Below are 25790 nucleotides of genomic sequence, written 5' to 3' on the forward strand. Positions count from 1 at the left end.
CCAAGTCTGTAGACTCGTGACAAAAACACAAGCGTGTGTCGTTCGGCGTGCGGGCGTTATGGCTTCTTGCGAGTGTAGCAATATCGTGCGCTAGCACGCCGAACGAAGCAAAGCGAAGTGAGGCGTCATGTCAAATCTACGGTTATGTTTACCAAGTAAGTCTTAACTACTGTCATTAGGCTAGCCTAACTCTGCTTTAAATACTAACTGCCTGCGATTTGGCCAAATCGCACACCTAACTAAGGTAGGGTTTGTAATCATACCCTATCTATAGAGACCCGAAAATATGAAAGTCGGTAAACTGATTTTGCTTTAAATACCCCCCTAGGTACAAATTTTCGAGTCGAAAGCGCAGCGCTGGTAATTTATGACGGGCAAAAATCATGTCTAAAGCTTGTCATGAAACAATTTAACTCGCCGTAAATTTAGGTCGCCGTAGACTAAAGATCTAACGACTTTTTAACTGCCTCAACCTCTTAGCGTTGTATTGTCAGATGTCATTATCGCCGCCGGCATAACTGCTTGTGTAGGTGCCGCAACCATCTTTACGCTTTTGTACATACACTACAATAGTCGTAGACCTGCGCTTGTAGTTGCAAACAGCCCACAAGAACCCTATTTCAAGGCTAGAATAACTGTTCACAATCGCAATAAAACAGCTTATTCGTATCGAATTAGAGTCAACAAGACTTATCTAAAGTGGCAGAGCGACATTGTGACTGGTGGCGACAAAACCATAGCGACATTACCGCAAGATCATGGTAGCGGCGTCATTCTTGACGATGTTTTAGACGAGCTAAAAGAACACGAGATGGTGATCGAAGCTTTAAACTGGCGCCCTCGCCCTTGGTCTAAAGTCGTTTACAAGCAAAAATTTGAAAACATCTAGTATTTGCAGGGCTTAAGGCCGCCTTACTGCGCACGCTAGAAAAACCAAAAAGCCCGATCTTAAACGACCTTTAAGCGCCCAAGTCGGCGCTTTTTCTTTTTCTAAGAATTGTAACAAATGCACAACCTGCACATGTTGTGCAACAAAATTGGTAATCATGATGAAAAAAATGAGAATCTTTTTAAAATAGATCGGCGATTACTTTAGCATTGATACGCGCACGAGACATAAGAAATGGTAAGCTCTGCGAACGCAGAATGGTGAACGACGCAAAGAGTAACGGTTATGATGTTGTCAAAATACCATTCGGTGCAGACTTTATTGAGATGCGCCCACGCCAGAAACCCAGATTTGTTGAGGTCAAGTATGGCTGCGGCCCGATCTCAAAGACGCAAGAGAAGACAAAGAAGTTTGTCGAGTCGCTCGGTATGAAGTATGATGTGCGCCGGTGCGCATGTGATCTTTAACCGCGCATTTCATGTAGCCACTTAACAACGCACAAGTTTTTCTTGACGGTTACGGCTGAAGCCAGAATAATAAACCCTTGTCTGTTACAGACAGGTTTAATGCCGAGGCGCGATGCACTAGTTAGTCGCGGGTATCAATTTCAACGACAGGCAAGCAAGTCTTGCAAAAGCGCAAAGCTTGCCGCTTGTTATTTTTAACCAAGTGCGTTTGAAAGATAGCGCATGTTTCAACATCGCGAGCGCAATTTGCGCAAGTCTCGCCGGTTGTCATGTTACGCTGCCCTAAATGCACAACGCCACGATAGACTAGAAATACATACTCGCCGCCGTTTGCAGGGCTGTCAAGTTCTTTTACGGCTTGCATATTTGACGCTAAAGAAAAGCTTTGTAAAAAAGACTTTGAAATTAACCTGCCCTAAAATGAAAAGGGGGTGTCAGTTCCCTTGCCCTTCGATGACCATCATGGTCAAACTGGACTTGATGCCTTGGTGAGAGCGAATCCGGGCTACGGCCTTTTTCAACTCCTCGTCGTTTGTAGAGCTGACCCTCGCAATGATGTCGTAGACTCCAAACACGCCCTTGACTTCAGCTACGCCAGAGATGAGCTTGAGTTCCTTGATGACGTTGTCTTCAGAACCAAGCTCGCAGTTTATGAGAATGTATGCCTCTGCCATTACCGAGGCTATCGAGACGAACATTAATGAAGTTTTTCGTTTCAAAAGACATAGATTCCACCCTGACGCCAATATGGCGTTGATTTCCAGCTGGCTTAGGGCCATCAGGATAAGGTTCCTGCTCGCCTCGGTCATCGCGGTGAGCAACGGGCTTGCCATAGCCTACTGGAAATACGGCCTATTTGACCCGCTTTATGCGGCGCTGACTTATGCTGGCGTGGTGTTTTTGCATGCAAGCGTAGACCTCCTCAACGACTACTGGGACCACAAGCGCGGCATCGACTCGGCGACCACTAGGACCAAGTTCTCGGGCGGCACCGGCGTGCTTCCGGAAAAGATACTGACGCCGAAAGCCGTCTACACGGCCGGCGTCGTGTTCCTGATACTTGGAATAGCAGTCGGGGCGTACTTTGTGGCAATACGCGGCGTGACTATCGCGGTGATACTGGGCTTTGCGGTTGTTGCGATCTACTTTTACTCCACTTCTATTGTGAACTCGGGTCTAGGCGAGCTGTTCGTGGCAATAAAGGGCGCGTTGATAGTGCTCGGCACCTTTTACGTTCAGACCGCGCTCATCGAACCTGTGGCCATCTACGTCGGTGCAATAGTGGGACTGCTTTCTGCTACGGTGCTCTTTGTAAACGCGTTCCCAGACTTTGAGGCGGACAGGTCGAAGGGCAGGCGCACCCTTGTAATCGTGCTGGGCAGGCAGAGGGCGTCTATGCTGTTTCCCGCGTTTGTAATCGCGGCGTATTCCCTGATTGCGATAGGGGTCCTGCTTGGCTACACGAAAATATACTCGCTTGCGAGCCTGGCCTCGATACCACTTGCTGTAAAGGCAGTGTCGGCGCTGCGTAAAGACCACGAGACCACACAGGGCCTAGTACCTGCTATGGGGGCGACGGTCACCTATTCGAAGATAACTGGCTTTGTACTTGCGGCAAGCCTGCTTTTCTAGCGTACGATCCATTTATTATCGCCGAGCGCTCTTTGAGCGCGCGTGTCAAGTTTTGAGATGTTGAAGGGTTTTGCGACGCCGGACGGCACGCGAAAATACATGGAAAGCGCAGTCGCCGCCGGCAAGCCCAAGGAGCATTTCAGGACATTTGACGGCCTACACCTCTCAAGCATCGGCATGGGGACGTACCTGGGCGACCTGACGCAAAAAGACGACGAGGCGGTGGAAAATGCCGTCTATAATTCCGTCAAGTCCGGCGCCATCAACGTCATAGACACCGCGATAAACTACCGAGCCATGAAATCCGAGAAAAGCATCGGCAGCGCGCTTTTGCGACTTGAAAGCGAGGGCATTTCACGCGACCGGGTGTTCATATCCACCAAGAACGGCTACATCACAAACGACGGCGACTTTCCCGGAGTCGACGTGATGGAGTACATGTACAAGATGTACATTTCCACCGGCGTGATTACCGCTGACGACATCAGCTCTGGATACAACGTCATGAACCCTGCTTACCTTGCCAAGTGCATCGACAGGTCGCTTGCAAACATGCACCTTTCCACCATCGACCTGGTATACGTCCACAACGCGTTTGAAAGCTGGCACAGCGACGTGAGCAGGGAAAAGTTCATGGAGATGCTCGCCCGCGCCTTTGAAGTCTATGAGCAGTATCGGAAGCAGGGCAAGCTGCGCTATTACGGCATGGCAACCTGGACGTGCTTCCGGGTCCCGCCTGAAAGTAACGAATACTTGTCGCTACAGGACGCGGTCAAGGTTGCAGAATCAGTCGGCGGCAAGGACCACGGATTCCGGTTCATCCAGCTGCCGTACAACCTTGCCTACAGCGAGGCTCTTTTGCTGAAGAACCAGCAGGCGGGCGCGGACGTTAACCTGACCATACTTCAGGCGGCGGTCAAGCTTGGAATCGGCGTTTTCACAAGCATACCGCTCTTCCAAGGGCGGCTTCTGCGCTCCCAGATACCTGACTATCCCGGCGCAAAAGACAGCATTTCGAGGCTCTTGCAGCTGGTGCGCTCAAGCCCTGCGGTCATCGCACCCCTCGTCGGCCAAAAGAGGCCCGAGCATGTGCAGGAAAACCTGAAGGTGGCAGATGCGCCACCTCTTACAAAGGCGGAGTTTGAGCAGGCAATGAAGGTTCTGATGGAAAGGCCCACGTCGGAGTGACACGAGAACGCCAGAAATCTACAATCCAGAATCCCTGAGGGTGATTGCATTTTTCAGGGAAAAACGCGGACGCGCTTCGGAACTGCAAAGCATCCTGTTGTCGCTCGTCGAGCCGACGCAAAGCAAGCCGGGAAATTCGTCTTACATCCTTTACACTCACGAAAACGATCCACATTGTCTGATGTTTGACGAAATATGGCTAAACAGAAAGGCGTTTGAAGAACACCTGCAAAAGCCCTACATCCAGTTACTTTTGAAGAGAATCGAGCACCAGGTAGCAGAGCCACCGAGGATCGAAGCCTACCGCAAAGTTCCGATCTAGATCTGGGTTATTGCGTCCTCTATCGACTTTCTGTCCTGCGCGCCCGGCGTCTGCTCCAGGTATTTTACAAGATCTCCTTTTGCGCCGGCGTTGTTTCCGAGCTGCATCCTTGCGACCGCCCTGTTCTTGTATATCGGGCCGTAGCGCGCCGGGTTCACACCTATCGCCTTGGAGTAGTAGGCCTCTGCAAGCGAGTAGTCCTGCTTTTTCAGGAAATAGTTGCCAAGCCCCCTGTAGGCAAGGTAGTACTTGGGGTTCAACTTGACTGCGCGCTCATAGCACACTACTGCTTCTTCTGAGCCCTGCTCGTTGTAGACGCCACCAAGCTGCGACCATGCCTGCGCGTTCTCGGGGTCCTTTTCGGCAGCCTGCCTGAGTATCTCGGCCGCTTTGCCTGCATTGCCCTGCTGTCGCAGCCTCTCTGCCTCAAAGCAGAGCCTGTTTGACTGGGCAAATTGCGCCTCCTCTTTCTTGACGAGTTCCTTCATGTCTGCCGGCACGATTACTATGGCAGTCGAGTCGTCCTGCTCCCAGTCGTCCTCGAACTTTGACTCTGGGACAGCTCCGACGGTGTCAGGTTCCGGCACGTAAGTCAGTATCCTGCGCTCGTCGACGCTGTAGCCGGACACGACGGTGGCGTGCTGGGCCACGTCCTGTATGCCCGGCATTATCGCAATCACAGGAATTCCCTGGTCTATCCTCTTTTTCAAATTCTTCAGCGAGCCCTTGTAGATGTAGGCTGCAAGGCCCGCCTTTTCTGCAAGCTCTATGCCGTCTATCATGACCGCTCCCCTTGGCTGCGCCGGGCTATCCGGCTGCACTAGGTCCTCGCCCCAGTACTTGGCCACCACGTTTATCGCAAGCGGAAGGCGCGGGCTTTCCTCTTCCTTGCCAACAAGCGGCAGCGAGATAAAGTGTTCCGGCTGCGATTCCAAGATGTCTTGCGCGTCTGCGCGCAGGGCAAATAAATCCTTCTACACGCGAATAAAGTTGGCTATTATGTCCATGCCGTCGGCGCCGCTTTTTTCAGGGTGGAACTGGGTGCCATAGATCCTTTTCGTCTCGTGGGCAAACATCTCGTACTGGCAGTCCTGCGAGCTTGCAAGTGACTCAAACCCGGGTGGCAGGCGTGCGACGCAGTAGCCGTGGCTCTCGTAAACTGTGACCTGTTTCTTGCCAAGGGTGAGCGGGTTTTGCTTCGGCGTTATGGTTATCGGGCCCTGCACGTGGCGCGCCATCCTCCTGAGCGAGCCTCCAAGCGTCAGAGCGATTATCTCCGACCCGTAGCATATTCCGAGCAGTGGCTGGCCGCTGTCGTGGCGCGACCTGATTATTCGTGAGTTTGCCGCGTTTATGGCAGGGTCGTTTTTCCGCCTGCCTGACAGAATTACCCCGTCGTAATTCGCAAGGTCTGCCGGCTTCACCTCTGAGAACATTGTGCATTCGTGCTTGACTTTCAGTCTGCCGAGGCACGCAAGGATGTCGGGCGTGAACGGCGAAAGGTTGTCCACCACCAGTACCGGGCGCATCAACTTACCTCTACTGATATGTAGTGGTTCTCGACTATGCCGCCTTCTGCGTGCAGCACGCCAAAGTTGACCCTGTCGTCCGCCTTCCACTCGTACACCCTGTCGGGGGCAAAGTCTGAAATGAACTGCTTGACCACCTGCTCCGCTGTTGCATAGTCTGTGTCGACCATGTAGCGCGCTTCTGCCCTCAAGAATTCTATGGGGCTCGATATAGAAGTCGGCCTGACCACCTGTATATCTGCGTCCGCGAATATCTTTTCAAGCTCCTCTATCCTATCCTGCGCGTCGAGGTCCGGCGCGGGCGTTTCTGGAGTCTCGCCGGGCGCAGGCTGCGAAGGCTGCCGCCCTGCGGCTTGAAGCAAATAGTTTTCGAACGCCTCGGCAGAATCGTCTCCGAGCCCGACATAGAACGTCCCTGTCACCGATGCCCCTACGGCCGCAACCGTGCCAAGCTGCGACACAACGCCTCCTGTATTGCTTGCAGTGTATACCGGTATGAAGTACACCTCTTGCTCGCCTATCTTGTACAGGATGTTCTCGCCCACCTTCGGGGTTCCCTGCAAAAGCGTCTTGAAGTTCTTGTACTTCTCGTCCTTTTCAAGCGCCTCTCTGGCTGCGCTCGGGCCTATCAATTTCGTGGGCGAGTCAAGCGGGACAGAGTAGAACGACATGTCGCCGAGGCCTTCGAGGTTGTTTTCAACTATCATGTAGCCCACAAGGTTCTTGGTCTGCGAGCCGTCAAGCTCAAGCGATTGGAACCCCACAAAGGCAGTGTCTTCAAAGCCCTGGGGCTTGGTTATGATGTAGTAGGGAGCCGGCGCCTCTTGCGGCACGTTGTAGAACTGCCTTGCCTCTATGAACGTCTTGGGGTCAGTCACGTGGTAGCGATTGAACTTCGCAATCTTCCAGATGAACATCTCCTCAGGATAGCGGATCTGCTCTTCGAGCCAGTCAGGCACATCTCGCGTGGCGCCCAGCTCACGGTACTGGCTGTAAAACATCTCTGAAAACGGATCGTCGCCAGTGACTATAATCTGGAGGTCTCCGTCGTACGAGTCTATCAATGCATAGCCGACCAGCTTGAGCATGAAGGGCGCACCCCACGGGACGTGCGAAGTGTCAAGTGCAGCTATGAGGGGCATCATCCAGTAGGTGTTGGTGCCATCGGTCACCGGGAATACCTCCAGTTTCTGCAGCGTGGAGCCAGTGGCGCCAGCAAATCCAAAGTCGTAGGTGAAGTACGGGTACAGCAGGCCCATCCTGTCGTGTATGTCCTTGTACCGCATCACGTGGATTGGGGTTTCAGGGTAGGACAGCATGAAGTTTGGCTCAAACATCCAGCTCAGCGGCGGCGGGACATCGACGCCTCCGGTGCCGTTGTAGTATACGCCCTCGAGCTCGTCGCTAGTGGTCCTGCCCGTGGGGTAGGCGGCCCACGAGTTTGAGAAGAGGCCCCCGTCGCCGCTCTCGCCGTAATAGATGCGGTTCTGGTTAAAGAAATTGTTAGAGTTGGCCAGGTTCCCCGTGTCTGCCTGGAGCATCTTGAATCCGGCGTTAGTATGGGTGTATACTAGGTGTTGGTTGAACCACTCGTTGCCCCTGGCAAGGTTGTCCGGCAGCTTCGGCGTGGTCGTGCTGGTCCAGTACATCGTGCCGCCAAATCGGAGTATGTCGGTGTCGGCAAAGAGGATGTCGTTTCTCTGGCCAAGCTCGGGCTTTAGTTTCTGCGTAGCGGCTTCCTGATCCCAGACGCGGATGGTGTCCAGAGTCTCGCGGTTTTCGTTGACGATGCCTTGAATTGCCGAGGGCGATATCGAGGGTGGCGCGACGTTGTAGTTGACGATGCGCACGTCGTCAAGTTCGGCGATAAAGCGGTTGACGGCTATCTCTTGCGCGATGTACGGGCCCCTGTACTCCAGCTTCTTTGCCTCGGCGATGCTCGTGTTTATCACCACGATGGAGCCGACGATGGCGATGACCGCAACTACTGTCAGTATCCTGGAATACAAGTGCCTCTTTGTAGGATATATCATCACCTTTGCGCGCCTCCTGTCCCAGGCGCCAAAGCCAAGGAACGCGGCGCCAAGGGCGAGCGAGCCGCCTATTAGATACTTTGTGTTAAAGTCAATGGCGGGGCTAAAGAATACTGTAAATCCTGCCCAGAAAATCGCGGCTCCAACAATGATCTCAACTGTCGCTATGTAACCCAAGAACTTGGGCTTGCGCTCTGCCGCGTCAAGGACATAGTTTGAGACGATGTTGACTGCCCCAGAAACGCCGACGTAAAGGAGTAGCCTGACTCCAATGGCGCCAAGAACAGCCGGGATAACAAACGTCAGCGCAGGAATAGCAGTCACCACCCTCTCCTGCGCAAAGGCGCCGTCAAATGGGACCTCTGCAAATGGCAGGCCAAACACGGTCCAAAGTGAGCCGATGCCAATGTCGTTTCCTTCTGTCATGTACGAGACTGCCATACCAAAAGCGAGGTTGCCAAAGAGCGGGGCCATGAGCGCCACCTTGGTAACCTGCCACAGCCCAAAGCTGAGAGGGCTCATCTTGAAATCGGTGTAGCGTGCAGGCTTTGCGGCGGCCTCAAAGTCGGCCCTGCGCACAAAGTTGACGATGGTGTGAAGGCCGTACCATACAATCGAGTGACGGGAGGCAAAGTTTACCCTGACAAGCGCTATTGTGGCAAGGATAATGCCGGAGATTATGGAATACCCCAAGGTCTTTGTAAAGACGTCGCCAAACTCGGACAGGTTGATCAGGAGGTCGACAGATTGGTTGCTGACGACTGTAAAGATGACGATGGCCATCGCTCCAAGTATGGCTATCCTTATCATCCGACCGATGTTCGTGGCGGGGGCCCTGTCCTCTCCGCTATAGGTGTCCCACAATCACCGGCACTATGTCAAAAGGTCCTTTAATGTCTTTCATGCCGCCTCGGCAAGGCCCTTGCACATGAAATACACGGCGGCGAATGCCGGCAGCTCTGCCTCTTCTTTTGCGATGTTGAACGTCTGACCCTTCAGCCTGGCCTTGGCGTGCGTCTTCATCTTCACTTTTACTTTTGTCGAACCGAGCTGGCAGGCGTCTGCGAATGGATCGAACGACTCCAGTCTCGCAATGTCGCACCGGAGCTTTGTCAGGCCGCTCTTGCTGTTGAGCGTGCCGGGCAGCCGGAACACCCTGTGCACATCGGTGGTCACCTGCGGGTCTATCCTGACGCCCATCTGCCGGGTTATCCTGTCAAGCTCTGCCTTGAAGGCAGAGTAGCCTCCCTTTTCCTTGACGATGTTTGTCAGCCTTATCGTGGAAGACGCGCCTATGTCCAGCGTTTCTGCGACCCTCTTGCGCCACCCGTAGTCAAGGCCGCTCCTTGGAAACTTGACAAACGCAAGGTCGCTCCCCGGCGACCTCCTGACGCCAACGCTCTCTGCGATTAGCCCGACGCCCGCGAGGTATCCGACTAGGTCGGAGCGGGCCTGCGAGTCAAGCGGCCTGTACGAGTCGTCGCATATGTGGAAGTGAAAGCCGTTGTTCCCAGAAAAGTAAAGACGAATGTTTTCCTTCGCGATGCCAAGGTCACCCGACAAGAACTCAACCAGCCTTGCAGCCTCTTTCTTCGACCCTTCTATGCACTTGGCGCAGGGTATTGAAACATAATCGGCCTTTTTGCCGCCGCACGCCGGGCACGCATACTCTTTTTCAAGCGTGGGAGAGGCATGCCCGCAGTTTGAGCATATCGGATATGAGTGAGAGGGTACACAGGAGAGGTGCAGGTCCTTGCCGTCGATATCAAATATCAGGTCTGCGCCCTGCCACTGCTTTTCCTGCATCGGGAGCGTCGGGAACCTGTACAGCGCGTTTGAACAATATACGTCGGACGGCACTTCCCTTACAAGCGTGGCCGTGAGCTCGCCGGCACCCTTGAACGAAAGGTGCCGGACCATGCCAGGTATTCCGAACTGCGCATAGCCAAACTCGCGCTGCTCGATGTTGTTAGGCGCTTCCACCAGTTTTTGCTTGAAATAGTATTCGCGAAATGCAGCTCGTACGGCTTTGCTCCCGATCATTTCCTGCGCCTGCCAAACTGTGTGGGGTTTATTATGCCGTCACAATCTTTGGTCGCAAAGCATAGGTTCTCGGTGCGGAGCTTGTCGCACGAAGGCACGAAATACTTGGTCCTGCTCCCTTTGGACCCTGCAAGGTGCTCGACCTGGTATCTCGTTATGCGCTCGTTAAAGTCCGGCGCGTTCTTGAACATCTTTACTATCTCGTCCGTGGGCTTGCCGATTGCAAGCATGTACGTCGCAAGCATCAACCTAGCAGAATGCGGCAGGTTCTCTCCCTTGTTCATCACTTCCATCGCGTGCTTGACGCAGGGCGGGTATTCAGTTACCGCATCGGCCGTGTATTCATAGTGCGGCGCAAGCGCTATCCGCAACACTTCGGCCTTCTCCTTTATCGCCTTTGGCAGCGCGGGGAGGCTCATCGCGTGCACCCTGCTGTTTATCAGCACCGCAAGTTCGTTTCTCACCAAGCGGACGGTCTCGTCTGGCCCGAGGTAGACCTGGCCGCCGCTTACAAGCCTATTTATCATCTTCCATTCCTGCTCATGGAAATGCGACGAACGCGCCAAATAGTCGGTTACTTTGACCTTGAACAGCCTGCCGTCCTCTGTTGTGCCTATCGTGAGCCCGAACAGGTCACCGAAAATCTTTGACAGAAGCGCTCTTCTCTGCGCTTCGTTTTGCTTTTTCAGGTCTTCGGTCAGGAACTTTTCGGCCCTGCGCGCTTCTGCAAGCGCGTACTTTTTCAGGACGGGCTCCATGGCAATTGACTTGACCATTATCAGAGTCACAAGAAATGTCAGTATCTCAGTCTCGTACCTTTCCACCCTGTCGTAGACCTTTCCGGACACGCCGACCTGTATCCGTTCTGCAGCCCGCTCTATGATGTCTGCCATGTCAGGCCTGTCAAGTTCCTCCCAACCAAACTCTGACTGGCGCAGGTACTCGCCTGCCTCGTTGAGGAACGGGTACCTGGCCAGGTCGCCGGTCCCAAGGCGGATGGACAAACATGTGTTATTCTGCACAACTGCCATAAAACGACATCGCAATAACTTTACTAACCGCCTTTTTCACAACATGCCAGTGAACTCTGGCTACAAGGTGGGATTCCACGTGTCGATCAAAGGCGGGATAAGCAACGCGGTCGACAACGCAATGTCAATCGGATGTTCTGCTTTCCAGATATTCAGCCGCAGCCCGCGTGGGTGGCAAGCAAAGCCCCTTGCGCCGGCAGAGGCCTCACTCTTTCAGGAAAAACTGGCTACCAGCGGCATTGACAGGAACGCGACTCTGGTCCACATGCCCTACCTGCCGAATCTGTCAGGTCAGGGCGATCTCTACAAGAAATCGGTCGAAACGCTTGCAGGCGAGCTTGTACGCGCCGGCGAGCTCGGGATACCGTACCTGGTCATACACCTTGGCAGCCACCTTGGCAAGGGAGTTGACGAAGGCATGAGGCAGTTAGCAAGCGCGATAGCGACTGCCCGTGACGTGGCAAAAAAGAAGGGCGAGAACGTTATGATACTTTTGGAGAACAACGCGGGCCAGAACCCGCGCGTCGGTGGGAACTTTGAAGAAATCCGCAAGATCCTCGACATGGTAGGCGTCAACGCGGATGTCTGCCTCGACACCTGCCATGCGTTTGCCTCTGGCTACGACCTTAGGACGGCAAGAAACGTGGAAAAGACCCTCGACGCATTTGACGCGGCAGTGGGGCTCGAGGATCTAAAGTTCGTGCACCTGAACGATTCCAAAGGCGCGCTTGGTGCAAGCTTGGACCGGCACGAACATCTAGGCCTTGGCAAAATCGGAAAAGCGGGGCTGTCCGCGTTCGTGCGCCACAAGGCTATCGCGAAACTGCCCATAGTGTTGGAGACTCCGATAGACGAAAGGAGGGACGACATGGGCAACATGAAGGCGTTTTTGGAGCTAGTCGGCTAGCCTGTGCGACTGAATCCCTGCATTGTCCTTGTTGTACGAGACCGTGACGACATCGCCTTCGTCGTAGGGGCAGTTTTCAATCTCGCGTGGGTGGTCAAACGTGTCGACTGTGCAGGTGCCATTCTCCTTAAAGACGACCTTTGCATCCTCGGTGACCGACTCTTTGACAAAGAGGTCCTTTATCGGAAAGCCCGTGATCACCTGCACACCCATAAAGGCGCCAAAAAGTATGAGGCCGAAAAGTACTGCCAGTTTCTTACCCGACATCTTTGCGATGCTGCCGTCAGACTCCGGCTCGTAGCCCATGTCAATCCTAGCACGGTGTTTCTAAAAAAGCTACGCGCAAATGGGCCGGCATATCACTTTTAAGTAGGATGGCAAGATTCAATCCCTACCTATGGTGTTTGGCAGGGACATAAGGCTCAGTAGGATACTGAAGGACGGCAAGATGCTGTGCATACCTATGGACCACGGCATCAGCAACGGCCCCATAAGGGGACTTGAGGATCCGCACGGCATTATATACCAGTGCGAGAACGCCGGCCTCACCTGCGTCCTTGTAAACAAGGGCATAATCAAGACAATGCCGAGGCCTACACACATCGGCCTTATCGCCCATTTCTCTGGAAGCACCTCGCTTGGGCCGGCGCCAAACCGCAAGATGCTCATGGGAAGCGTGGAAGAAGCGCTAAGGCTCGGCGCCGATGCGGTTTCACTTCACATCAACATTGGGGCAAAAGAGGAGCCCGAGATGCTGCAAAAACTTGGCATGATAGCCGACAAGTGTGACGAATGGAGCGTGCCCCTCGTTGCCATGATGTACCCAAGGGGCGAGGGGATAAAGAACCCCCACGACCCCGAAATTGTTGCTCACGCTGCGAGGGTGGGTGCCGAGGCGGGCGCCGACATTGTTAAGGCAGTATACACGGGCGATGTGTCGTCGTTCCGCAAGGTGGTCAAGTGCGTTCCTGTCCCACTGGTGATAGCAGGCGGGCCAAAGGCCACGACGGACCTAGAAATACTAGAAATGTGCGCGGGCGCGATGAAGGCGGGCGCCAAGGGCGTCACATTTGGACGCAACATATTCCAACACAAGAACCCGCCGGCGATGGTGCGCGCCCTACATAAGGTGATATTTGAAGACAAGAGCGCCAAAGAGGCTGTAAAGGAACTTGGCTGAAGCAAAAGACCTGATAGTCAGGCCGACGGTGCCAAAGGCGGGGCTTGAGAAATTCCTCTCAAAGCTAAAGAACGTGAGTATACTAAACGTCGACCCCAAGAATGTTTCAGGCAAAAAGTTCCAGACCATCTTCGAGTCGCAGGACGCTGACATGATAATATGCAAGACGTTTGACCAGATGAAGTCTGCGAAGCAGACTGGCAAGCCATTTGGATACTTCAAGAAGGTGCTTGGAAACGCCGACGTGAACGAGATAGAGAAGGCGTCGCAGGCAGGCGCGTCGTTTGTCATAGTCGACACAAGCGACTGGAAGATAATCCCACTTGAAAACATCATAGCTAGGTTGCACAAGTCAAGGACAAAGGTCTACGCGATGGCATCAGGCGCGAAGGAGCTCTCTACCATGTTCTCGGTGCTCGAGCTTGGAGTCGACGGCGTGATACTGTCGACAGACAGCAAGGACGAGGTAGAGAAGGCAGGTCGGCAGCTTTCGACCGTAAAGTTCCCGATAAGAGTAGCCAAGATAACAGAGGTCAAGGACGTGGGGACGGGCGAGCGCGTCTGCGTTGACACCGCGTCCATGATGGGCATGGGTGAGGGGATGCTTGTCGGCAGCCGGTCCAACTTTATGCTTCTTGTGCACAACGAATCGGTGGGCTCGTCGTTCACGTCGCCCAGACCTTTCCGCGTGAACGCCGGAGCCGTCTACTGCTACACGATAACGCCTGACGGCAACACCCGCTACCTTTCAGAGGTCGAGTCGGGCACCGAGGTGTGGATAGTGAACAAGGAAGGCCAGTCGAGAAAGGCAGTAGTCGGCCGGTCAAAGATAGAGACGCGCCCGCTCTTGCTCATAAGAGCGGAGATAGAGGGTGAGACCGGGACCGTGATACTGCAGAACGCCGAGACCATACGCCTGATAAAGCCCGATGGCAAGCTGCTCTCCGTGACGGAGGTCACTGCCGGCGACCAAGTCCTCGGGTTTGCCAAACCGGCTACCGGCAGGCATTTTGGCATGGAAGTTCCAGATGAGTACATCGTAGAAAAATAATCAGACTGCCGACTCTCTCTTTTTCGTGGACCATGTTCAAATCGCTGTCTGCCATGTCCTCGACGCGGGCAATGCGCAGTTTGAGCGGCGAAGTGGTCTTTTCGTGAAGGAATGTGATGGGTGAGCCCTTTTGCACTTTGGCCTCGGCGTAGTTTTCGATGTCCTTTTCCTTCACGCCGTTTGCGACGAGCGTCTTTTTTACCATCTCGGCAAGCTGGTCAACTGCCCTTATGAACACTCGAGGAATTCATGTGTCTGTCCTTGCGACATCTGATATATCGCCTGCGGATTTTCTCGGCGGAGGATAAAACTGCAAGTCACCTCTCGAGCCGCAGGGCGGCGCCCCAAGCTCAAAAAAGCGAGCTGATCGTACAGTAATTTTTCACTGCATGGTCTAGGAGTCTAAAGCATGCCTGATATTGACGAACTAGGCAAACGCTGCTCACAATGCTTGCTCAGGAGGAACAGATGACAGACCAGGTTATACTTGGCAACTGCAAGCGTATAATGCAGAAACTTCCTGAGAATTCAGTGCAGGTTACGATAACATCGCCTCCCTACAGGAACGCGATAAACTACGACATGCACGCTTCCGGAAATGGTGGATATTACAGGGGGAACGCCGGCATCGGGACCCCCGAGTACCTGGACGAGATGGAGGAGATATTCGGCGAAAAGGTCTACCGCGTCACAAAGGACGGCGGCTACTGTTGCATAGTGATCGCCAACGAAGTGGTCAACGGCACGATACTACCGCTGCCGCACATGCTGCTCTCCAGGCTTGTACAGCCCTTTGGGAGGTGGCAGCTGCACGAGGAGATAATATGGCACAAGGTGACCGGTGGCACGAACCGCTACGGCTCGTTTGTCATAAACCCGTACCCGAAATACTACCGGGCAAACATTATGCACGAGTTCATACTTGTACTTAGAAAAGGCGACGTCGCAAGTGGACGCAAGCGCAAGGAGGCCCTGCCGGCCACGCACGAGGAGTGGACGAAGGAGATAGCAAATTCCGTGTGGCACATCGCCCCCGTCCCACCGGGGTATATCGCGCACCCTTGCCCGTATCCAGAAGAGATACCATTCAGGCTTATGCAGGTCTATTCGTACAAGGGCGACGTCGTCATGGACCCGTTCAACGGCAGCGGCCAGACCACAAAGGTGGCGTACAACCTAGGCAGGCGCTATATCGGAATCGACATGGTCAGGGAGTACGTGGAACTTGCCAAGTTGCGGATCGCCAGTGAGCCGCTTCACATAAGGCAGGAGACGCTCATAGCGAGCTGGAAAAAAATCCGGTCCCACTACAGGCACAGATAGTTTTATTTCTGCCGGCCCGCTATCGGGGGCATGGTAAGTTCTCAATCAGTAATCCACAGCCGGCACGGAGCCTGTTCCGGGGCAAAACTTTTGCATTCCTGTCAACACTCATTAAGGACGGCTCGCCGCAGATCTCATCCGTCTGGGTTGACATCGCCGGCGACGACATACTGATAGACACTGCACAAGGCCGCGTAAAGCAAAAGAATGTGGCGCGGGATCCCCGCGTGGCGATATCGGTAGTCGACAGCACCAACCCCTACGCTTTGGTGACTGTAAGGGGAAAAGTTGTGGAGCAGACTGCCGAAGAGGCAGACAGATACATCGACCTTATGGCGAAAAAGTACCTTGGCATGGGCAGGTACCCGTTTGCGATGCCCGGCGAAAAGTGGATACTCTTGCGGATAAAGCCGGAACAAGCGTTTTTCATTCGGCTCCGACAGTGATCAGCCGGGCCGGGTGTTTCTTTCTTTCAACAAGCGCCCTAGGGCCTTCTGCCTTATCGCCGTGTCGACGTACTCGGCGTCGCAGTCCGTGCACACCGTGTAGACGGCGGCGCTATCCTGGCTTGGCGTTATCACCTTCTCCCATCTGAGGGGAAACGACTTTTTCGAGCACACGACGCAGGCCGGCTTGCCCTCAAGCGCGGACCCGTCGGCCCCGGTGTAAATGGCGTACATCTCGTAGCTGTCGGCCTCTAGGAGCTTCCACATGGAAGCAAACGACTCGATGGAAGCGCCGTCAAACCCTAGCGCCTGTAGGCGAGGGACGTGGTCGCTTAACGACATCCTGACAGGTGATCCGGGAAGGAAATATTAACCATGCACGCCCGGTCGGCGAGCTTTAATAGCTGCGTATAGAATATAGTGTTGTGTCAGCCGCTACGTCGTCCGGGAAACGGCCGGCGGGTCACCGGTGCAACCTTTGCGGCAGAGTCTTCGAAAGCGCGGACCTGCTGGAGGCGCACAAGAGCATGGAGCACGGCAAGTCAACCCACCCGCCCGCGGGTGTGGGCTAAGTAAGTACATAAGTGCCTCTTTTACCACCTAATTACGTTGGCAAAGATCTGCGTTTCAATCGCCGAGGAAAGCGTGGGAAAGGTAAAGGAGCAGATGAAGCTGGCGTTTGAGGCCGGCGCGGACTTTGTCGAGGTACGCTTTGACTTTCTAAAACCAGGTGAGGTGATGGCGGCAGTCGACCTCATAGGCGAGGACAGGGGTAGGTGCGTGTTCACGCTCCGCTCAAAGAGTCAGGGAGGCAGGTTTTCCGGGACGGAGGCGGAGAGGATGCGCATCTTGAGAAGGCTGGCGGAGGCCAGGCCGATGCTAGTTGATGTTGAAATTGAAACCCTAAGGGCCAACGACAACCTTGCAGACTACCTTGAACTTGCAAGCATACCAACCCTTGTCTCTTGGCACGACTTTGACAAGACGCCTTCAAACGAGGAACTGTCGCCGATATTGACAGAGATGCGCATCTTTAGCACCTACGTCAAGGTGGTGACTACTGCTCAGAGCATCGACGACTCGCTGGGGCTGATGGGGCTGTACGAAAGCGCCGTCGGCGTGCATCCGATAATATTTGCAATGGGCGAGGCAGGTGTGCTTACGCGGATTCTCTCGGTGTTTTACGGCGCGCCATACGCCTATGCAGCGCTTGACAAGGCAGTCGCGCCCGGGCAGCTGACCCTCACGCAAATGAGAAAGCTATATGACGGGATCAAGGGCAATCGCTCTTGACGATGGGAAGCGCTCCCACCAAAACCTACTGCATAATAGGCGACCCCGTGCACCATTCGCTGTCGCCGGGGATGCAAAACGCCGCGTTCAACGCCCTTGGACTTAACAGCACCTACATCGCTTTTCGGGTGTCGGCAGGCGAGCTGAAAGCGTCGATACAGTCGCTCCGGGCCATAAATATAGCTGGATTCAACGTAACGATACCGCACAAGGTGGCAGTCATGAAATACCTTGACGAGCTGGACGCAACTGCAAAAAAGGCCGGCGCCGTCAACACCGTCAACAACATTGAAGGCGTCCTCAAAGGCTACAATACGGACATACACGGCTTTATTGAGCCGCTGAGAAGGCGCAAGATAGACCTTTCCGGCATGACCGTGCTTCTGCTAGGCGCAGGGGGCGCGGCGCGGGCCGTGATAGTCGCGCTGTCAGAGCAAGAGGGCGTCGCCAAGGTTGTGATTGCAAACCGCGACCAGAAGAAGGCGGCGGAACTTGCAAAGGCCGGCGAAGCGCTCGGACTAAAGTGCGAGTCAATGCCGTTCGACTTGGTCATGACAGCGTCGGCTGAAGCAGACATGATAGTAAACGCCACTTCCATCGGGCTTGGCAACGAGCCGTCGCCCGTAGACTCTGATCACATTAAAAAGGGAACCATCGTTTACGATATTGTGTACAGGCCGGTGGTGACCGACCTTATAGAACAGGCCAAATTCGCGCAAGCCAACGTGGTGTACGGCTATGAAATGCTGCTGGAGCAGGGCGCAAAGGCGTTTGAGATATGGACCGGGCTTGAGGCGCCGAGGGATGCCATGAAAAAGAACCTGCTCGGGATATTCGGGGAGCCGACATGAAGGTCAGGGCGACCATGCACGGCGCAGTGTCCATAGTGAACGCGATAGCCACGGGCAACGGCTCGGCGCTTGGGATATCGCTCACGGTTACCGCAGAGGCAGAGATGACCCGCGGCAAGGGCCTGCGCTTTCTGACCGGCAGAAGCGACGACCGGCTAGTGACGAACATCGCGAAAAACGTCCTGCCTGTCGGCACGCTCGAAAAGAACCAGGTCGCGGTAAGAGTGCGCTCTGAAGTCCCGGTAGGCTTTGGCCTGAAAAGCTCCAGCGCCGTTTCAAACGCTATAGCACTTGCCCTCAGCAAGCTGGTCCGGGACAAGATAGACGACATGGCGGTGCTTGATGCCGCCGTCAGATCTTCGCTTGACGCCAACGTGACCATAACGGGCGCCTTTGACGACGCGACAGCCTGCTACTTTGGGGGTTTTGTTGTTACCGATAATTATGCTAGAAAACTGATCAGGCGCGAAAAGGCCCCGGACAACCTCTATGCGGTCATACTTCTGCCAAGAAACACGCCGCGGGGCGACGTGAGCAAGCTGCGCGACTTGTCTGACCTGTTCCTCGACGCATACCGGCTTGCTGAAGCCGGCGAGTACTGGAAGGCGATGAAAATGAATGGAGTGCTTACCTCCGCGGCGCTTGCCTCAAGCTACAAGCCGGTCCTTGCCGCCCTGGAAAAGGGCGCAGTTGCGGCCGGCACGTCGGGCAACGGGCCGTCGGTAGCCGCAGTCGCGTACGAGGACGAGGTGGACGACATAGAGTGCGCGTTTTCCAAATTCAACGGCAAGGTGCTTGTCTCGAAGGTTAATAACCAGAAGGCGGTCGTGGAGGTCCTGTAATGGCAAGCATGGTCGTGCGCAGGTCCAAGCTAGCCGGAAGCGTGAGGTGCCCGTCAAGCAAGAGCTACACGCACAGGGCGCTTGCGGTAGCGTCACTTGCCTCCGGCCAGTCGACAATAATAAACGCGCTCCTTGCGCGGGACACGCTTGCCACGCTTGCGTGCTGCAAGGCATTTGGAGCAGAGGTGGAAAGCAGGCGCGACGGCAGGGCCGTGCAGGTCAGGGGCAGGCACAACTTTGAGCCCCCTGACAACGTTCTCAATTGCGAGAACTCGGGGACCACAATCAGGATAATGACTGCGATGGCCGGCCTTGCGAGCAAGGGATACGTGGTCTTGACAGGCGACGAGAGCCTGCGCAGGCGCCCCATGCAGCCTATGCTAGACGCGCTCTCGCAGCTGGGAGTCGAGGCGCACTCTGCAAGGAAGAACGGGACGCCTCCGATTATCGTCAAAGCCGGCGGAATAAAGGGCGGGACTGCCATCATCGACGGCAGCATATCGAGCCAGTTCATATCGGGCCTGCTCATAGCCGGCGTTTACGCAAACACCGAGATACTGCTCAAGATAAAGGGCGACCTCGTATCGAAACCCTACGTCAGGGCCACGCTTGCGACTATGCAGAACTTTGGCGTAAGGGTGGACCACGACGAGAACATGTTAGAATACCGAATACACAACGCAGAATACAGCGCTGCGAGGTTTGACGTGCCAAGCGACTTTTCCACCGCCGCCCTCATACTCGCCGCAGGCGCGCTTGCCGGCGACAAACTGAAGGTAAGGGGCCTCAACTTCAACCTGCCCCAAGGCGACTCGCAGATAGTGGACATAATGTCTGCTATGGGCTGCGGGGTAAAAGCAGACAGACAAAAAGGCGAAGTGGTAGTGCACGGTGCCGAGAGCTTGGTGGGAGGAGAGTTTAACCTTGGCGACACTCCCGATTTGCTGCCCGTAGTGTCCATACTTGCGTTAAAGGCAAGTTCGCCTGTCAGAATAACCGGGGTCGCGCACGCCCGCGTCAAGGAGACGGACAGGATCGCAAACATTGCCGTAGAACTTACCAAACTCGGCGCAAGAGTCGAAGAGTTCCAAGACGGGCTTGTCATTAACGCGCCCAAGAAATTGAAAAACGCGTCGCTAGAGGCCTACGAAGACCACAGGCTGTTCATGGCATTTGCCATAGCTGCGATGATGACAGAGAAATCCGTGGTGGCAGGGGCTGAGTCCGTTGACGTGTCCTACCCGAACTTTGTGCAGGACATGAAATCGCTCGGGGCGAGGTTGTCGCCGATGTCGAGCCGTGAATAATCAAAAAGCCAATATATAGAACGGCGCCAAGTGTGCTCTGTAAATGGGCGGAAATATTCTTGGCGAGCGCTTTGCAGCCCTGAGCTTCGGTGAGAGCCATGGCCGCTGCGTCGGTATCGTGGTGGACGGCTGCCCTGCCGGCCTGCCGCTCGCAGAGGCCGACATACAGGGTCAGCTGGACCTGAGAAAGCCAGGCCAGTCGGTAGTCACCACCCAAAGGAAGGAGGAAGACAAGGTGGAGATACTCTCCGGGGTCTTTAACGGGTTTACCACAGGCGCGCCCATCTGCATGCTAATCTGGAACAAGGACGCGGATTCGCGCTCGTACGAGACTATAAAGAGCATACCGCGCCCCGGACACGCGGACTATCCTGCGATGGTCAAGTACGGCGGCTTTGCCGACTATCGCGGAAGCGGCAGGTTCTCCGGCAGGCTGACTGCCACGCTTGTCATGGCCGGAGCAGTGGCGCAAAAGCTCTTGAAAAGCACGCTTGGCATCGAGACTGTCGCCTACACGTCGGAGATAGGCGGCATCAGGGCAGGTAATATTACAAAGTCAAACATCCCTTCCAGGTACTCCAACGACGTCAGGTGTCCTGACCCGGACGCGGCGGCAAGGATGAAAGACGCCATCCTGAAGGCGCGCAAGGACGGCGACTCGCTTGGCGGCGTCGTGGAATGCATAAGCGCAGGACTTCCAGTGGGCCTAGGGGAGCCGATATTTGCGTCGCTCGAGTCGGACCTGAGCAGGGCGCTTTTCAGTATTCCCGCAGTCAAGGCAGTAGAGTTTGGCTCGGGTTTTGAGGGCTCCAAGAGGCGGGGCTCTGAAAACAACGACGCCTACTACTTGGAAAACGGCAAGGTGATCACAAAGACAAACAATGCCGGCGGAATCCTGGGTGGTCTCTCAACCGGGATGCCGCTTGTGCTTCGCGTCGGGTTCAAACCTGCAGCATCAATAGCAAAGGAGCAGGAGACGCTGGACGTCTCGACCAGCGCCCAGACCAGGCTTGCGGTGCCTGGTAGGCACGACCCATGCGTCGTCCCGAGGGCGCCTCCAATACTCGAGTGTGTGGTGTCGATGGTGCTAGCGGACCACGTATTGAGGGCAGGCCTGATACCTCCGGTTCTGAAGGTGGGCAAGCAGTGACAGTTCAAAAGAACAAGGAGCTGGAATCCCTCAGACTAAAGATACGCGCGCTGACCTCCGAAATAATGGCAAAGGTGCAGGAGAGGACGCAGCTTGCAAGGCAGGTGGGCGAGGTGAAGGGCCGTCTCGGCATCGACGTCAAGGACGAGAAGGTCGAGCAGGAAATCCGCCTTATGGTCGCAAGGCAGGCAGAAGAGTCGGGGATGGGCAAAGAGTTTGCCCTCAGGCTACTTAGCGTTCTCCTGCAGGAATCGGAGCTTGTACAGGAAAAGAGTCGCCCGCTAAAAGCACGGCAGACGCATATTAGCATATTCCGCAAGGCAAAACAGATGGAGGCGGCAGGCAGCAGGATAATCCACCTCGAGGTGGGCGAGCCTGACTTTCCTGCGCCGGCGCAGGTTGGCAATGCATTAGCCGAGTCGTTTGCAAAAAGACAATACCACTACACGGATACTCGAGGAATACCCGCGCTCCTTGACGCCATCGCAAAGAAAACCGGCGTGATCGAGGACAGGGTAATTGTGACGCCCGGCGGCCGCTTTGCCGTTTTTAGCGCAATAGCCGCGCTGGTTCGACCCGGCGAGGAAATAATCACGATTGAGCCGGCGTGGCCAGCGTATAAAGAGTGTGCCGACTTTGTCGGGGCCCGCACCAAGGTGCTAAGGACAACTATGGAGAAGGGGTGGACGCCGGACGTTTCCGAGCTTGCGGCGATGGTGACTGAAAACACCAAGATGATCGCGATAAACTACCCAAATAACCCCACCGGCAAGGTAATCAACGAAAAGACGATGGATGGAATAGTCTCGCTTGCGCGCGACCACGCGTTGTATCTACTGAGCGATGAGGTGTACTCGAACTACTCGTTTGCGCCCTTTGAAAGCGCCCTTTCATACAGCTATGACCGGAGCGTCGTCGTGTCGTCGTTTTCAAAGACTTATGCAATGACTGGGTTTAGGGTCGGTTACGCAGTAGCGTCGGTAGACACGATAAGGCAGATGGCAAAGGTGCAGGCCGCAGGCATCACAAGCGTCGCCGAGCCGGTGCAGCGCGCGGCTCTTGTGGCGCTTGGGCAGGACGCTTCCGGGAACGTAGATTTAATGAAGAAAAGGCTCACTTTCCTGTCGTCAAGGTTAAAGGAAATGTCGCTCCGGTTCATCGAGCCGGACGGGGCAATGTACATCTACCCACAGCTGCCTGCAGGAGAGGACGTGGAGCTCGTAGAAAAACTGCTCGAAAAAGGCGTGGCAATTGCGCCTGGGAGCGGCTTTGGCGACTCGTACAGGCAATTTGTGAGAATATCTGCCTGCCGGCCGGAAGAGGAGATGGCCGAAGGCCTGAACATGATGGAAAAGGTGCTTAGAAGGGAGAACTGACATGCAGTTCGCAATCATAGGTGCGGCAGGCAAGATGGGCTCGTGGTTTGCAGGGTATTTTGCCCGTAAGGGATTTACAGTCTCGGCGTTTGACGTCAAGCCCTTTGCCATCGCCGGCTCCAATAGAGCGCCAAGCCTGCGCGAGTGCGTGCGCGATGCAGATTTCGTGCTCGTCTGCGTGCCAATGCAAAAGACGACAGAGCTGATAAGAAAGTGCGCCAAGGAGATGAAGAAAGGGTCGCGCTTGGCCGAGATCTCGTCGGTCAAGAGCGCGACGTTCCCAGTATTGAAGAAGGTGCGAAAAGACCTGCAGGTTCTGTGCGTGCACCCGATGTTTGGCCCCGGCGCCGACGGCACGAAGAATCTAAAGATGCTCTTGGTTCCGGTGCGCGACAAGGCAGACGAGCAGGCGGCGGCTGAACAGGCGTTTTCCGGAATGTCAATAAGCGCCATTGCCGACGCCCGGACCCACGACAAATCAATAGCAGTGGTGCTTGGTCTGACGTACTTTGTCAACATTGCTTTTGCCGGAGTGATATCAAAAGAAGACCTGCAGGCCCTAAAGCAGGTCGGCGGGACCACCTTTGGCTTCCAGTCGATGCTTGCAGAAAGCGTCATGACGGACGAGCCCGAGCTTGCGGCGGCGCTTCTGCGCGACAACCCTTACTCTCCTGCGTACATAACTAGGTACCTGAAAGGTGCGCAAGAGCTCGCCCGGACCAAGAATCTGGAGCCACTGTTGAAAAAGGTAAAGCGGAACCTGCAAAAGCAGCAGGACCTGCAGGAGTCGTACCGCCGCATGTACGAGATGCTCAGAGACGGAAATATTACATAAGCGCCATTCTATTGTACGGTAATGACACTTCTCTGGCGCGACCAGTGGCTCAAGCCGCTGACTGACGGCGACGCGGGCACGGACAGGTGCGCCCACTGCAACAAGAAATTCCGCAAGATCGAGTTCGTTACTGCCTGCGACTTTTGCGAAATAGGCGTGATGCACGACCTTTGCGCCAACAAGCACATCCTCGCAAGGCACAAAAAAGAGGTCGAGGCCAAGATAGACTCCCACCGGGACAGGCCGCTTCACGACTACCAGTAAAAATGTCAAAAAAGTTTGCGTTGTCCTCTTTTTAGCCATGTCTGTCAACAAGCATTGGATTGTCTGGAAAACTGTTCACGTTCAACGCTAGCTCGTTTGCACTTGACGTCAACGTCGAGAGCCTCCTGAGGTCGAGGGGCGCGATAACCCTGGACTTTGGCTCGTCGGCCTACATCAATTCCGACCTGATGCCCCTTATCCTGACAGAACTGGTTGAAAAGTCGTCGCCTAACGCAAGCGAGGCCTTGGTTGCGCAGCTAAAGGCCGAGATCGTGTGTGTTGAGGCGCAGTGCCAAAAGATGGCAGAGGACGGCGTCAGGCTTACCCAGCAGCTGAAATCCGCAAGTGCAGAAACTGCTTCTCTGAAAGAGAAGCTGTCCAGCGCCAACAAGAGTATTGAATCGCTGAAGGCAGAAAGCACGCAGCTGCAGGTGGCTCAAAAAAGCACCACGCAGCCGGCGTTTGACAGGGCGCAGTACGACAGGATCATCCGCGAGTTCCAGCAACTAAAGGCGCAGAGCGCCGAGGCGATAACCTCATTGAAGGTACTCGAAGACGAGAATGAGGAGCTCCGAGAAGAGCTGGACGCGCTCAAGGGACAGGCAAAGACCGCGCCAGCGCCAAAAGCCGGCTGATTTCATTTTTAAGACTTATATAACCAAGATTGCGGAAATCCCAACGATGGTTGAAAAGACGACGGCCGTGTGGCTGATCATATTGACTTTAATTGTCTGCGCAGCCGTTCCGGGCATCCTAATTTACGTCACCACAATCCCTGCGGCAAAAATGCTCTCGGGGTTCCAGATGGCCAACGCGGTCGCCCACGTGATTGCGCTCCAACAGTAATTCAGAGTCTTTTTAACTTTTCAGGAATAGAGATTTTATGGGTTTTGGCGGGTCGGATGGCGCAGAAAAAAAGAAGCGCGTCGTATGGTCAATGATCATCCTTGTAGTCGTTGTAGTCGCCGCAGGAGTAGCGACGATGGCAATTACAGGCTATTTCAGGGAAAGCGACCCGATTTACCAGTGCATAGGCGACCCCCGCTCGCAGCCTTTCCAAGTGTCAGTGCCGGTGACTGTGACCGAAGACGGCGTGCCCGTACGAGTGTCAAGCGGCATCGGCATAGCACAGGATTGCACGTTCCCGGTGCACACGCTTGAAGAAGGCGTCATACACGTGGCCTATCCGAGGTCATATCCATTCACGCTGGGGCATTTCCTGTTCAACTGGAAGATAGACCTTACAAGGTATGACACAACGGTCTACGTCAATGGACAGCAGCACACCGACGGCCACTTCCTGGACATCGTGCTCCGTGACGGTGACGAAATAAGGGTCGAATTCGTGAGCAGAAGGTAAAATAACATGTCCGCATAAAGCCAGAGGATCCCTTGAAAGAGATCCGGACCGAAATAGACATTGGTGCAAGCCCGCTGCGCGTCTGGCAGGTGCTGACCGACTTTGCAAGCTATCCCGATTGGAACACGTTCATACGCAAGGTGGAAGGCGAGCCCGTGGAAGGGACCAAGCTCCGCATACACATAACCACACCGGCGGGCGTTAACCGCGAGTATTCGCCGAAGGTGACAAAGGTTGTGGCTGAACGCGAGCTGCGCTGGCTTGGCAAGATGCCCGGGCTTCTTTCCGGCGAGCACATCTTTGCGATAGAGCCGGCGGGCGACCAACGCGCGCACCTAGTGCACCGGGAGATGTTTGGTGGCCTGCTCACGTCGTTTTTTGGCTCTAGCCTCGACAACGACATCAAGAATGGATTTGAGGAGATGAACAAGGCTCTCAAGAAGAGGGCCGAAGGGTAGCGCAGCAACAGTT

General features: G+C 54.9%; 31 protein-coding genes. 22 read left to right on the plus strand and 9 right to left on the minus strand.

The genetic code is table 11. The annotated features are described in order from the left end of the window. Window positions 1-487 precede the first annotated feature (487 nt). Both VGA14_RS06725 and VGA14_RS06730 read left to right on the plus strand, forming a co-directional pair. Window positions 488-889 (plus strand): hypothetical protein, encoded by a 402-nt coding sequence (locus VGA14_RS06725; RefSeq protein WP_331002987.1) that lies wholly within the window; start codon window positions 488-490, stop codon window positions 887-889. A gap of 209 nt (window positions 890-1098) precedes the next feature. Further along, window positions 1099-1356: a hypothetical protein gene (locus VGA14_RS06730; RefSeq protein WP_331002988.1), complete on the plus strand. Its 258-nt coding sequence runs from the start codon at window positions 1099-1101 to the stop codon at window positions 1354-1356. A gap of 434 nt (window positions 1357-1790) precedes the next feature. Here VGA14_RS06730 and VGA14_RS06735 read toward each other — a convergent pair whose 3' ends face one another. Continuing rightward, on the minus strand, window positions 1791-2030 hold the full coding sequence (locus VGA14_RS06735) for an Lrp/AsnC ligand binding domain-containing protein (protein ID WP_331002989.1): 240 nt from the start codon (window positions 2028-2030) through the stop codon (window positions 1791-1793). Window positions 2031-2109: 79 nt separating this feature from the next. Here VGA14_RS06735 and VGA14_RS06740 point away from each other — a divergent pair, with 79 nt between their 5' ends. The 3 genes from VGA14_RS06740 to VGA14_RS06750 are packed head-to-tail and all read left to right on the plus strand — an operon-like array spanning window position 2110 to window position 4498. Continuing rightward, on the plus strand, window positions 2110-2988 hold the full coding sequence (locus tag VGA14_RS06740; RefSeq protein WP_349257150.1) for a prenyltransferase: 879 nt from the start codon (window positions 2110-2112) through the stop codon (window positions 2986-2988). Window positions 2989-3030: 42 nt separating this feature from the next. Further along, entirely contained in the window at window positions 3031-4176 is a 1146-nt protein-coding gene (locus tag VGA14_RS06745) for an aldo/keto reductase (protein WP_331002991.1), read from the plus strand. Between the two features lie 40 nt (window positions 4177-4216). Then, the gene (locus VGA14_RS06750; protein ID WP_331002992.1) at window positions 4217-4498 is read left to right on the plus strand and encodes a putative quinol monooxygenase; all 282 of its coding nucleotides are present in this window, start codon (window positions 4217-4219) and stop codon (window positions 4496-4498) included. Here VGA14_RS06750 and VGA14_RS06755 read toward each other — a convergent pair. Genes VGA14_RS06755 through VGA14_RS06775 form a run of 5 tightly spaced genes read right to left on the minus strand, consistent with a single transcriptional unit; the run spans window position 4495 to window position 11107 of the window. Then, window positions 4495-5433, minus strand: coding sequence for a tetratricopeptide repeat protein (locus VGA14_RS06755; RefSeq protein ID WP_331002993.1), 939 nt, complete (start codon window positions 5431-5433; stop codon window positions 4495-4497). The two genes, VGA14_RS06750 and VGA14_RS06755, sit on opposite strands and share 4 nt — an antisense overlap. A 39-nt stretch (window positions 5434-5472) precedes the next feature. Beyond that, complete coding sequence (locus VGA14_RS06760) at window positions 5473-6027, minus strand: type 1 glutamine amidotransferase (RefSeq protein ID WP_331002994.1); 555 nt, start codon at window positions 6025-6027, stop codon at window positions 5473-5475. Then, window positions 6027-8924 carry a UPF0182 family protein gene (locus VGA14_RS06765; RefSeq protein WP_331002995.1) on the minus strand — a complete coding sequence of 966 codons (2898 nt, stop codon included), beginning with the start codon at window positions 8922-8924 and terminating at the stop codon, window positions 6027-6029. The genes VGA14_RS06760 and VGA14_RS06765 overlap by 1 nt, the downstream gene beginning before the upstream one ends. Before the next feature lie 36 nt (window positions 8925-8960). Continuing rightward, window positions 8961-10103: a DNA primase small subunit domain-containing protein gene (locus VGA14_RS06770; RefSeq protein WP_331002996.1), complete on the minus strand. Its 1143-nt coding sequence runs from the start codon at window positions 10101-10103 to the stop codon at window positions 8961-8963. Beyond that, window positions 10100-11107 carry a hypothetical protein gene (locus VGA14_RS06775; RefSeq protein WP_331002997.1) on the minus strand — a complete coding sequence of 336 codons (1008 nt, stop codon included), beginning with the start codon at window positions 11105-11107 and terminating at the stop codon, window positions 10100-10102. Before VGA14_RS06775 ends, VGA14_RS06770 begins: the two co-directional genes overlap by 4 nt. Before the next feature lie 70 nt (window positions 11108-11177). Here VGA14_RS06775 and VGA14_RS06780 point away from each other — a divergent pair, with 70 nt between their 5' ends. After that, on the plus strand, window positions 11178-12041 hold the full coding sequence (locus VGA14_RS06780) for a deoxyribonuclease IV (protein WP_331002998.1): 864 nt from the start codon (window positions 11178-11180) through the stop codon (window positions 12039-12041). Here VGA14_RS06780 and VGA14_RS06785 read toward each other — a convergent pair. Further along, window positions 12030-12347, minus strand: a complete 318-nt coding sequence (locus VGA14_RS06785; RefSeq protein WP_331002999.1) for a hypothetical protein — start codon at window positions 12345-12347, stop codon at window positions 12030-12032. The genes VGA14_RS06780 and VGA14_RS06785 overlap by 12 nt on opposite strands. Window positions 12348-12438: 91 nt before the next feature. Here VGA14_RS06785 and VGA14_RS06790 point away from each other — a divergent pair, with 91 nt between their 5' ends. Both VGA14_RS06790 and VGA14_RS06795 read left to right on the plus strand, forming a co-directional pair. Continuing rightward, window positions 12439-13221, plus strand: coding sequence for a 2-amino-3,7-dideoxy-D-threo-hept-6-ulosonate synthase (locus VGA14_RS06790; protein ID WP_331003000.1), 783 nt, complete (start codon window positions 12439-12441; stop codon window positions 13219-13221). Next, window positions 13214-14272, plus strand: coding sequence for a 3-dehydroquinate synthase II (locus tag VGA14_RS06795; protein WP_331003001.1), 1059 nt, complete (start codon window positions 13214-13216; stop codon window positions 14270-14272). The genes VGA14_RS06790 and VGA14_RS06795 overlap by 8 nt, the downstream gene beginning before the upstream one ends. Here VGA14_RS06795 and VGA14_RS06800 read toward each other — a convergent pair. Continuing rightward, window positions 14217-14510 carry a hypothetical protein gene (locus VGA14_RS06800; RefSeq protein WP_331003002.1) on the minus strand — a complete coding sequence of 98 codons (294 nt, stop codon included), beginning with the start codon at window positions 14508-14510 and terminating at the stop codon, window positions 14217-14219. The two genes, VGA14_RS06795 and VGA14_RS06800, sit on opposite strands and share 56 nt — an antisense overlap. A 230-nt stretch (window positions 14511-14740) precedes the next feature. Between VGA14_RS06800 and VGA14_RS06805 the strand changes: the two genes are divergently transcribed. Together VGA14_RS06805 and VGA14_RS06810 are read left to right on the plus strand one after the other, a co-directional pair. Beyond that, complete coding sequence (locus tag VGA14_RS06805; RefSeq protein ID WP_331003003.1) at window positions 14741-15595, plus strand: site-specific DNA-methyltransferase; 855 nt, start codon at window positions 14741-14743, stop codon at window positions 15593-15595. 71 nt (window positions 15596-15666) lie between these two features. Further along, a complete protein-coding gene (locus VGA14_RS06810; RefSeq protein ID WP_331003026.1) occupies window positions 15667-16041 on the plus strand; it encodes a PPOX class F420-dependent oxidoreductase in 375 nt (124 codons plus the stop codon). Here the strand turns inward: VGA14_RS06810 and VGA14_RS06815 are convergent, their stop codons facing one another. Then, entirely contained in the window at window positions 16042-16383 is a 342-nt protein-coding gene (locus VGA14_RS06815; protein ID WP_331003004.1) for a hypothetical protein, read from the minus strand. It abuts the gene before it with no gap. A gap of 267 nt (window positions 16384-16650) precedes the next feature. Here VGA14_RS06815 and aroD point away from each other — a divergent pair, with 267 nt between their 5' ends. The 12 genes from aroD to VGA14_RS06875 are packed head-to-tail and all read left to right on the plus strand — an operon-like array spanning window position 16651 to window position 25777. Beyond that, window positions 16651-17334, plus strand: coding sequence for a type I 3-dehydroquinate dehydratase (aroD, locus tag VGA14_RS06820; RefSeq protein ID WP_331003005.1), 684 nt, complete (start codon window positions 16651-16653; stop codon window positions 17332-17334). 2 nt (window positions 17335-17336) lie between these two features. Beyond that, window positions 17337-18185 (plus strand): shikimate dehydrogenase, encoded by an 849-nt coding sequence (locus VGA14_RS06825; RefSeq protein ID WP_331003006.1) that lies wholly within the window; start codon window positions 17337-17339, stop codon window positions 18183-18185. Continuing rightward, window positions 18182-19027 carry a shikimate kinase gene (locus VGA14_RS06830; protein WP_331003007.1) on the plus strand — a complete coding sequence of 282 codons (846 nt, stop codon included), beginning with the start codon at window positions 18182-18184 and terminating at the stop codon, window positions 19025-19027. Before VGA14_RS06825 ends, VGA14_RS06830 begins: the two co-directional genes overlap by 4 nt. Next, entirely contained in the window at window positions 19027-20334 is a 1308-nt protein-coding gene (gene aroA, locus VGA14_RS06835; RefSeq protein ID WP_331003008.1) for a 3-phosphoshikimate 1-carboxyvinyltransferase, read from the plus strand. The genes VGA14_RS06830 and aroA overlap by 1 nt, the downstream gene beginning before the upstream one ends. 43 nt (window positions 20335-20377) lie before the next feature. Then, window positions 20378-21484, plus strand: a complete 1107-nt coding sequence (aroC, locus tag VGA14_RS06840) for a chorismate synthase (protein ID WP_331003009.1) — start codon at window positions 20378-20380, stop codon at window positions 21482-21484. Beyond that, entirely contained in the window at window positions 21481-22860 is a 1380-nt protein-coding gene (locus VGA14_RS06845) for an aminotransferase class I/II-fold pyridoxal phosphate-dependent enzyme (protein WP_331003010.1), read from the plus strand. Before aroC ends, VGA14_RS06845 begins: the two co-directional genes overlap by 4 nt. A gap of 1 nt (window position 22861) precedes the next feature. Continuing rightward, complete coding sequence (locus VGA14_RS06850) at window positions 22862-23695, plus strand: prephenate dehydrogenase/arogenate dehydrogenase family protein (RefSeq protein WP_331003011.1); 834 nt, start codon at window positions 22862-22864, stop codon at window positions 23693-23695. A 21-nt stretch (window positions 23696-23716) separates the two neighbouring features. After that, window positions 23717-23959: a hypothetical protein gene (locus VGA14_RS06855; RefSeq protein ID WP_331003012.1), complete on the plus strand. Its 243-nt coding sequence runs from the start codon at window positions 23717-23719 to the stop codon at window positions 23957-23959. Between the two features lie 59 nt (window positions 23960-24018). Then, window positions 24019-24594, plus strand: coding sequence for a hypothetical protein (locus tag VGA14_RS06860; RefSeq protein WP_331003013.1), 576 nt, complete (start codon window positions 24019-24021; stop codon window positions 24592-24594). A gap of 46 nt (window positions 24595-24640) precedes the next feature. Beyond that, window positions 24641-24805, plus strand: a complete 165-nt coding sequence (locus tag VGA14_RS06865; protein ID WP_331003014.1) for a hypothetical protein — start codon at window positions 24641-24643, stop codon at window positions 24803-24805. A 37-nt stretch (window positions 24806-24842) separates the two neighbouring features. After that, complete coding sequence (locus VGA14_RS06870; RefSeq protein WP_331003015.1) at window positions 24843-25319, plus strand: hypothetical protein; 477 nt, start codon at window positions 24843-24845, stop codon at window positions 25317-25319. Window positions 25320-25351: 32 nt separating this feature from the next. Then, window positions 25352-25777, plus strand: a complete 426-nt coding sequence (locus VGA14_RS06875) for an SRPBCC domain-containing protein (RefSeq protein WP_331003016.1) — start codon at window positions 25352-25354, stop codon at window positions 25775-25777. Window positions 25778-25790: the final 13 nt, after the last annotated feature.

It is taken from the genome of Nitrososphaera sp., assembly GCF_036397675.1.
Taxonomy (GTDB): domain Archaea; phylum Thermoproteota; class Nitrososphaeria; order Nitrososphaerales; family Nitrososphaeraceae; genus Nitrososphaera.

What these genes read in the sequence shown, in the direction of transcription:
- VGA14_RS06760 (WP_331002994.1), bottom strand. Translation starts at nt 6,027, where the DNA reads ATGCGCCCGGTACTGGTGGTGGACAACCTTTCGCCGTTCACGCCCGAC.
- VGA14_RS06865 (WP_331003014.1), top strand. Translation starts at nt 24,641, where the DNA reads ATGGTTGAAAAGACGACGGCCGTGTGGCTGATCATATTGACTTTAATT.
- VGA14_RS06735 (WP_331002989.1), bottom strand. Translation starts at nt 2,030, where the DNA reads ATGGCAGAGGCATACATTCTCATAAACTGCGAGCTTGGTTCTGAAGAC.
- VGA14_RS06850 (WP_331003011.1), top strand. Translation starts at nt 22,862, where the DNA reads ATGCAGTTCGCAATCATAGGTGCGGCAGGCAAGATGGGCTCGTGGTTT.
- VGA14_RS06825 (WP_331003006.1), top strand. Translation starts at nt 17,337, where the DNA reads ATGGGAAGCGCTCCCACCAAAACCTACTGCATAATAGGCGACCCCGTG.
- VGA14_RS06855 (WP_331003012.1), top strand. Translation starts at nt 23,717, where the DNA reads ATGACACTTCTCTGGCGCGACCAGTGGCTCAAGCCGCTGACTGACGGC.
- VGA14_RS06815 (WP_331003004.1), bottom strand. Translation starts at nt 16,383, where the DNA reads ATGTCGTTAAGCGACCACGTCCCTCGCCTACAGGCGCTAGGGTTTGAC.
- VGA14_RS06870 (WP_331003015.1), top strand. Translation starts at nt 24,843, where the DNA reads ATGGGTTTTGGCGGGTCGGATGGCGCAGAAAAAAAGAAGCGCGTCGTA.
- VGA14_RS06785 (WP_331002999.1), bottom strand. Translation starts at nt 12,347, where the DNA reads ATGGGCTACGAGCCGGAGTCTGACGGCAGCATCGCAAAGATGTCGGGT.
- aroC (WP_331003009.1), top strand. Translation starts at nt 20,378, where the DNA reads ATGGGCGGAAATATTCTTGGCGAGCGCTTTGCAGCCCTGAGCTTCGGT.
- aroA (WP_331003008.1), top strand. Translation starts at nt 19,027, where the DNA reads ATGGCAAGCATGGTCGTGCGCAGGTCCAAGCTAGCCGGAAGCGTGAGG.
- VGA14_RS06770 (WP_331002996.1), bottom strand. Translation starts at nt 10,103, where the DNA reads ATGATCGGGAGCAAAGCCGTACGAGCTGCATTTCGCGAATACTATTTC.
- VGA14_RS06790 (WP_331003000.1), top strand. Translation starts at nt 12,439, where the DNA reads ATGGTGTTTGGCAGGGACATAAGGCTCAGTAGGATACTGAAGGACGGC.
- VGA14_RS06780 (WP_331002998.1), top strand. Translation starts at nt 11,178, where the DNA reads ATGCCAGTGAACTCTGGCTACAAGGTGGGATTCCACGTGTCGATCAAA.
- VGA14_RS06805 (WP_331003003.1), top strand. Translation starts at nt 14,741, where the DNA reads ATGACAGACCAGGTTATACTTGGCAACTGCAAGCGTATAATGCAGAAA.
- VGA14_RS06830 (WP_331003007.1), top strand. Translation starts at nt 18,182, where the DNA reads ATGAAGGTCAGGGCGACCATGCACGGCGCAGTGTCCATAGTGAACGCG.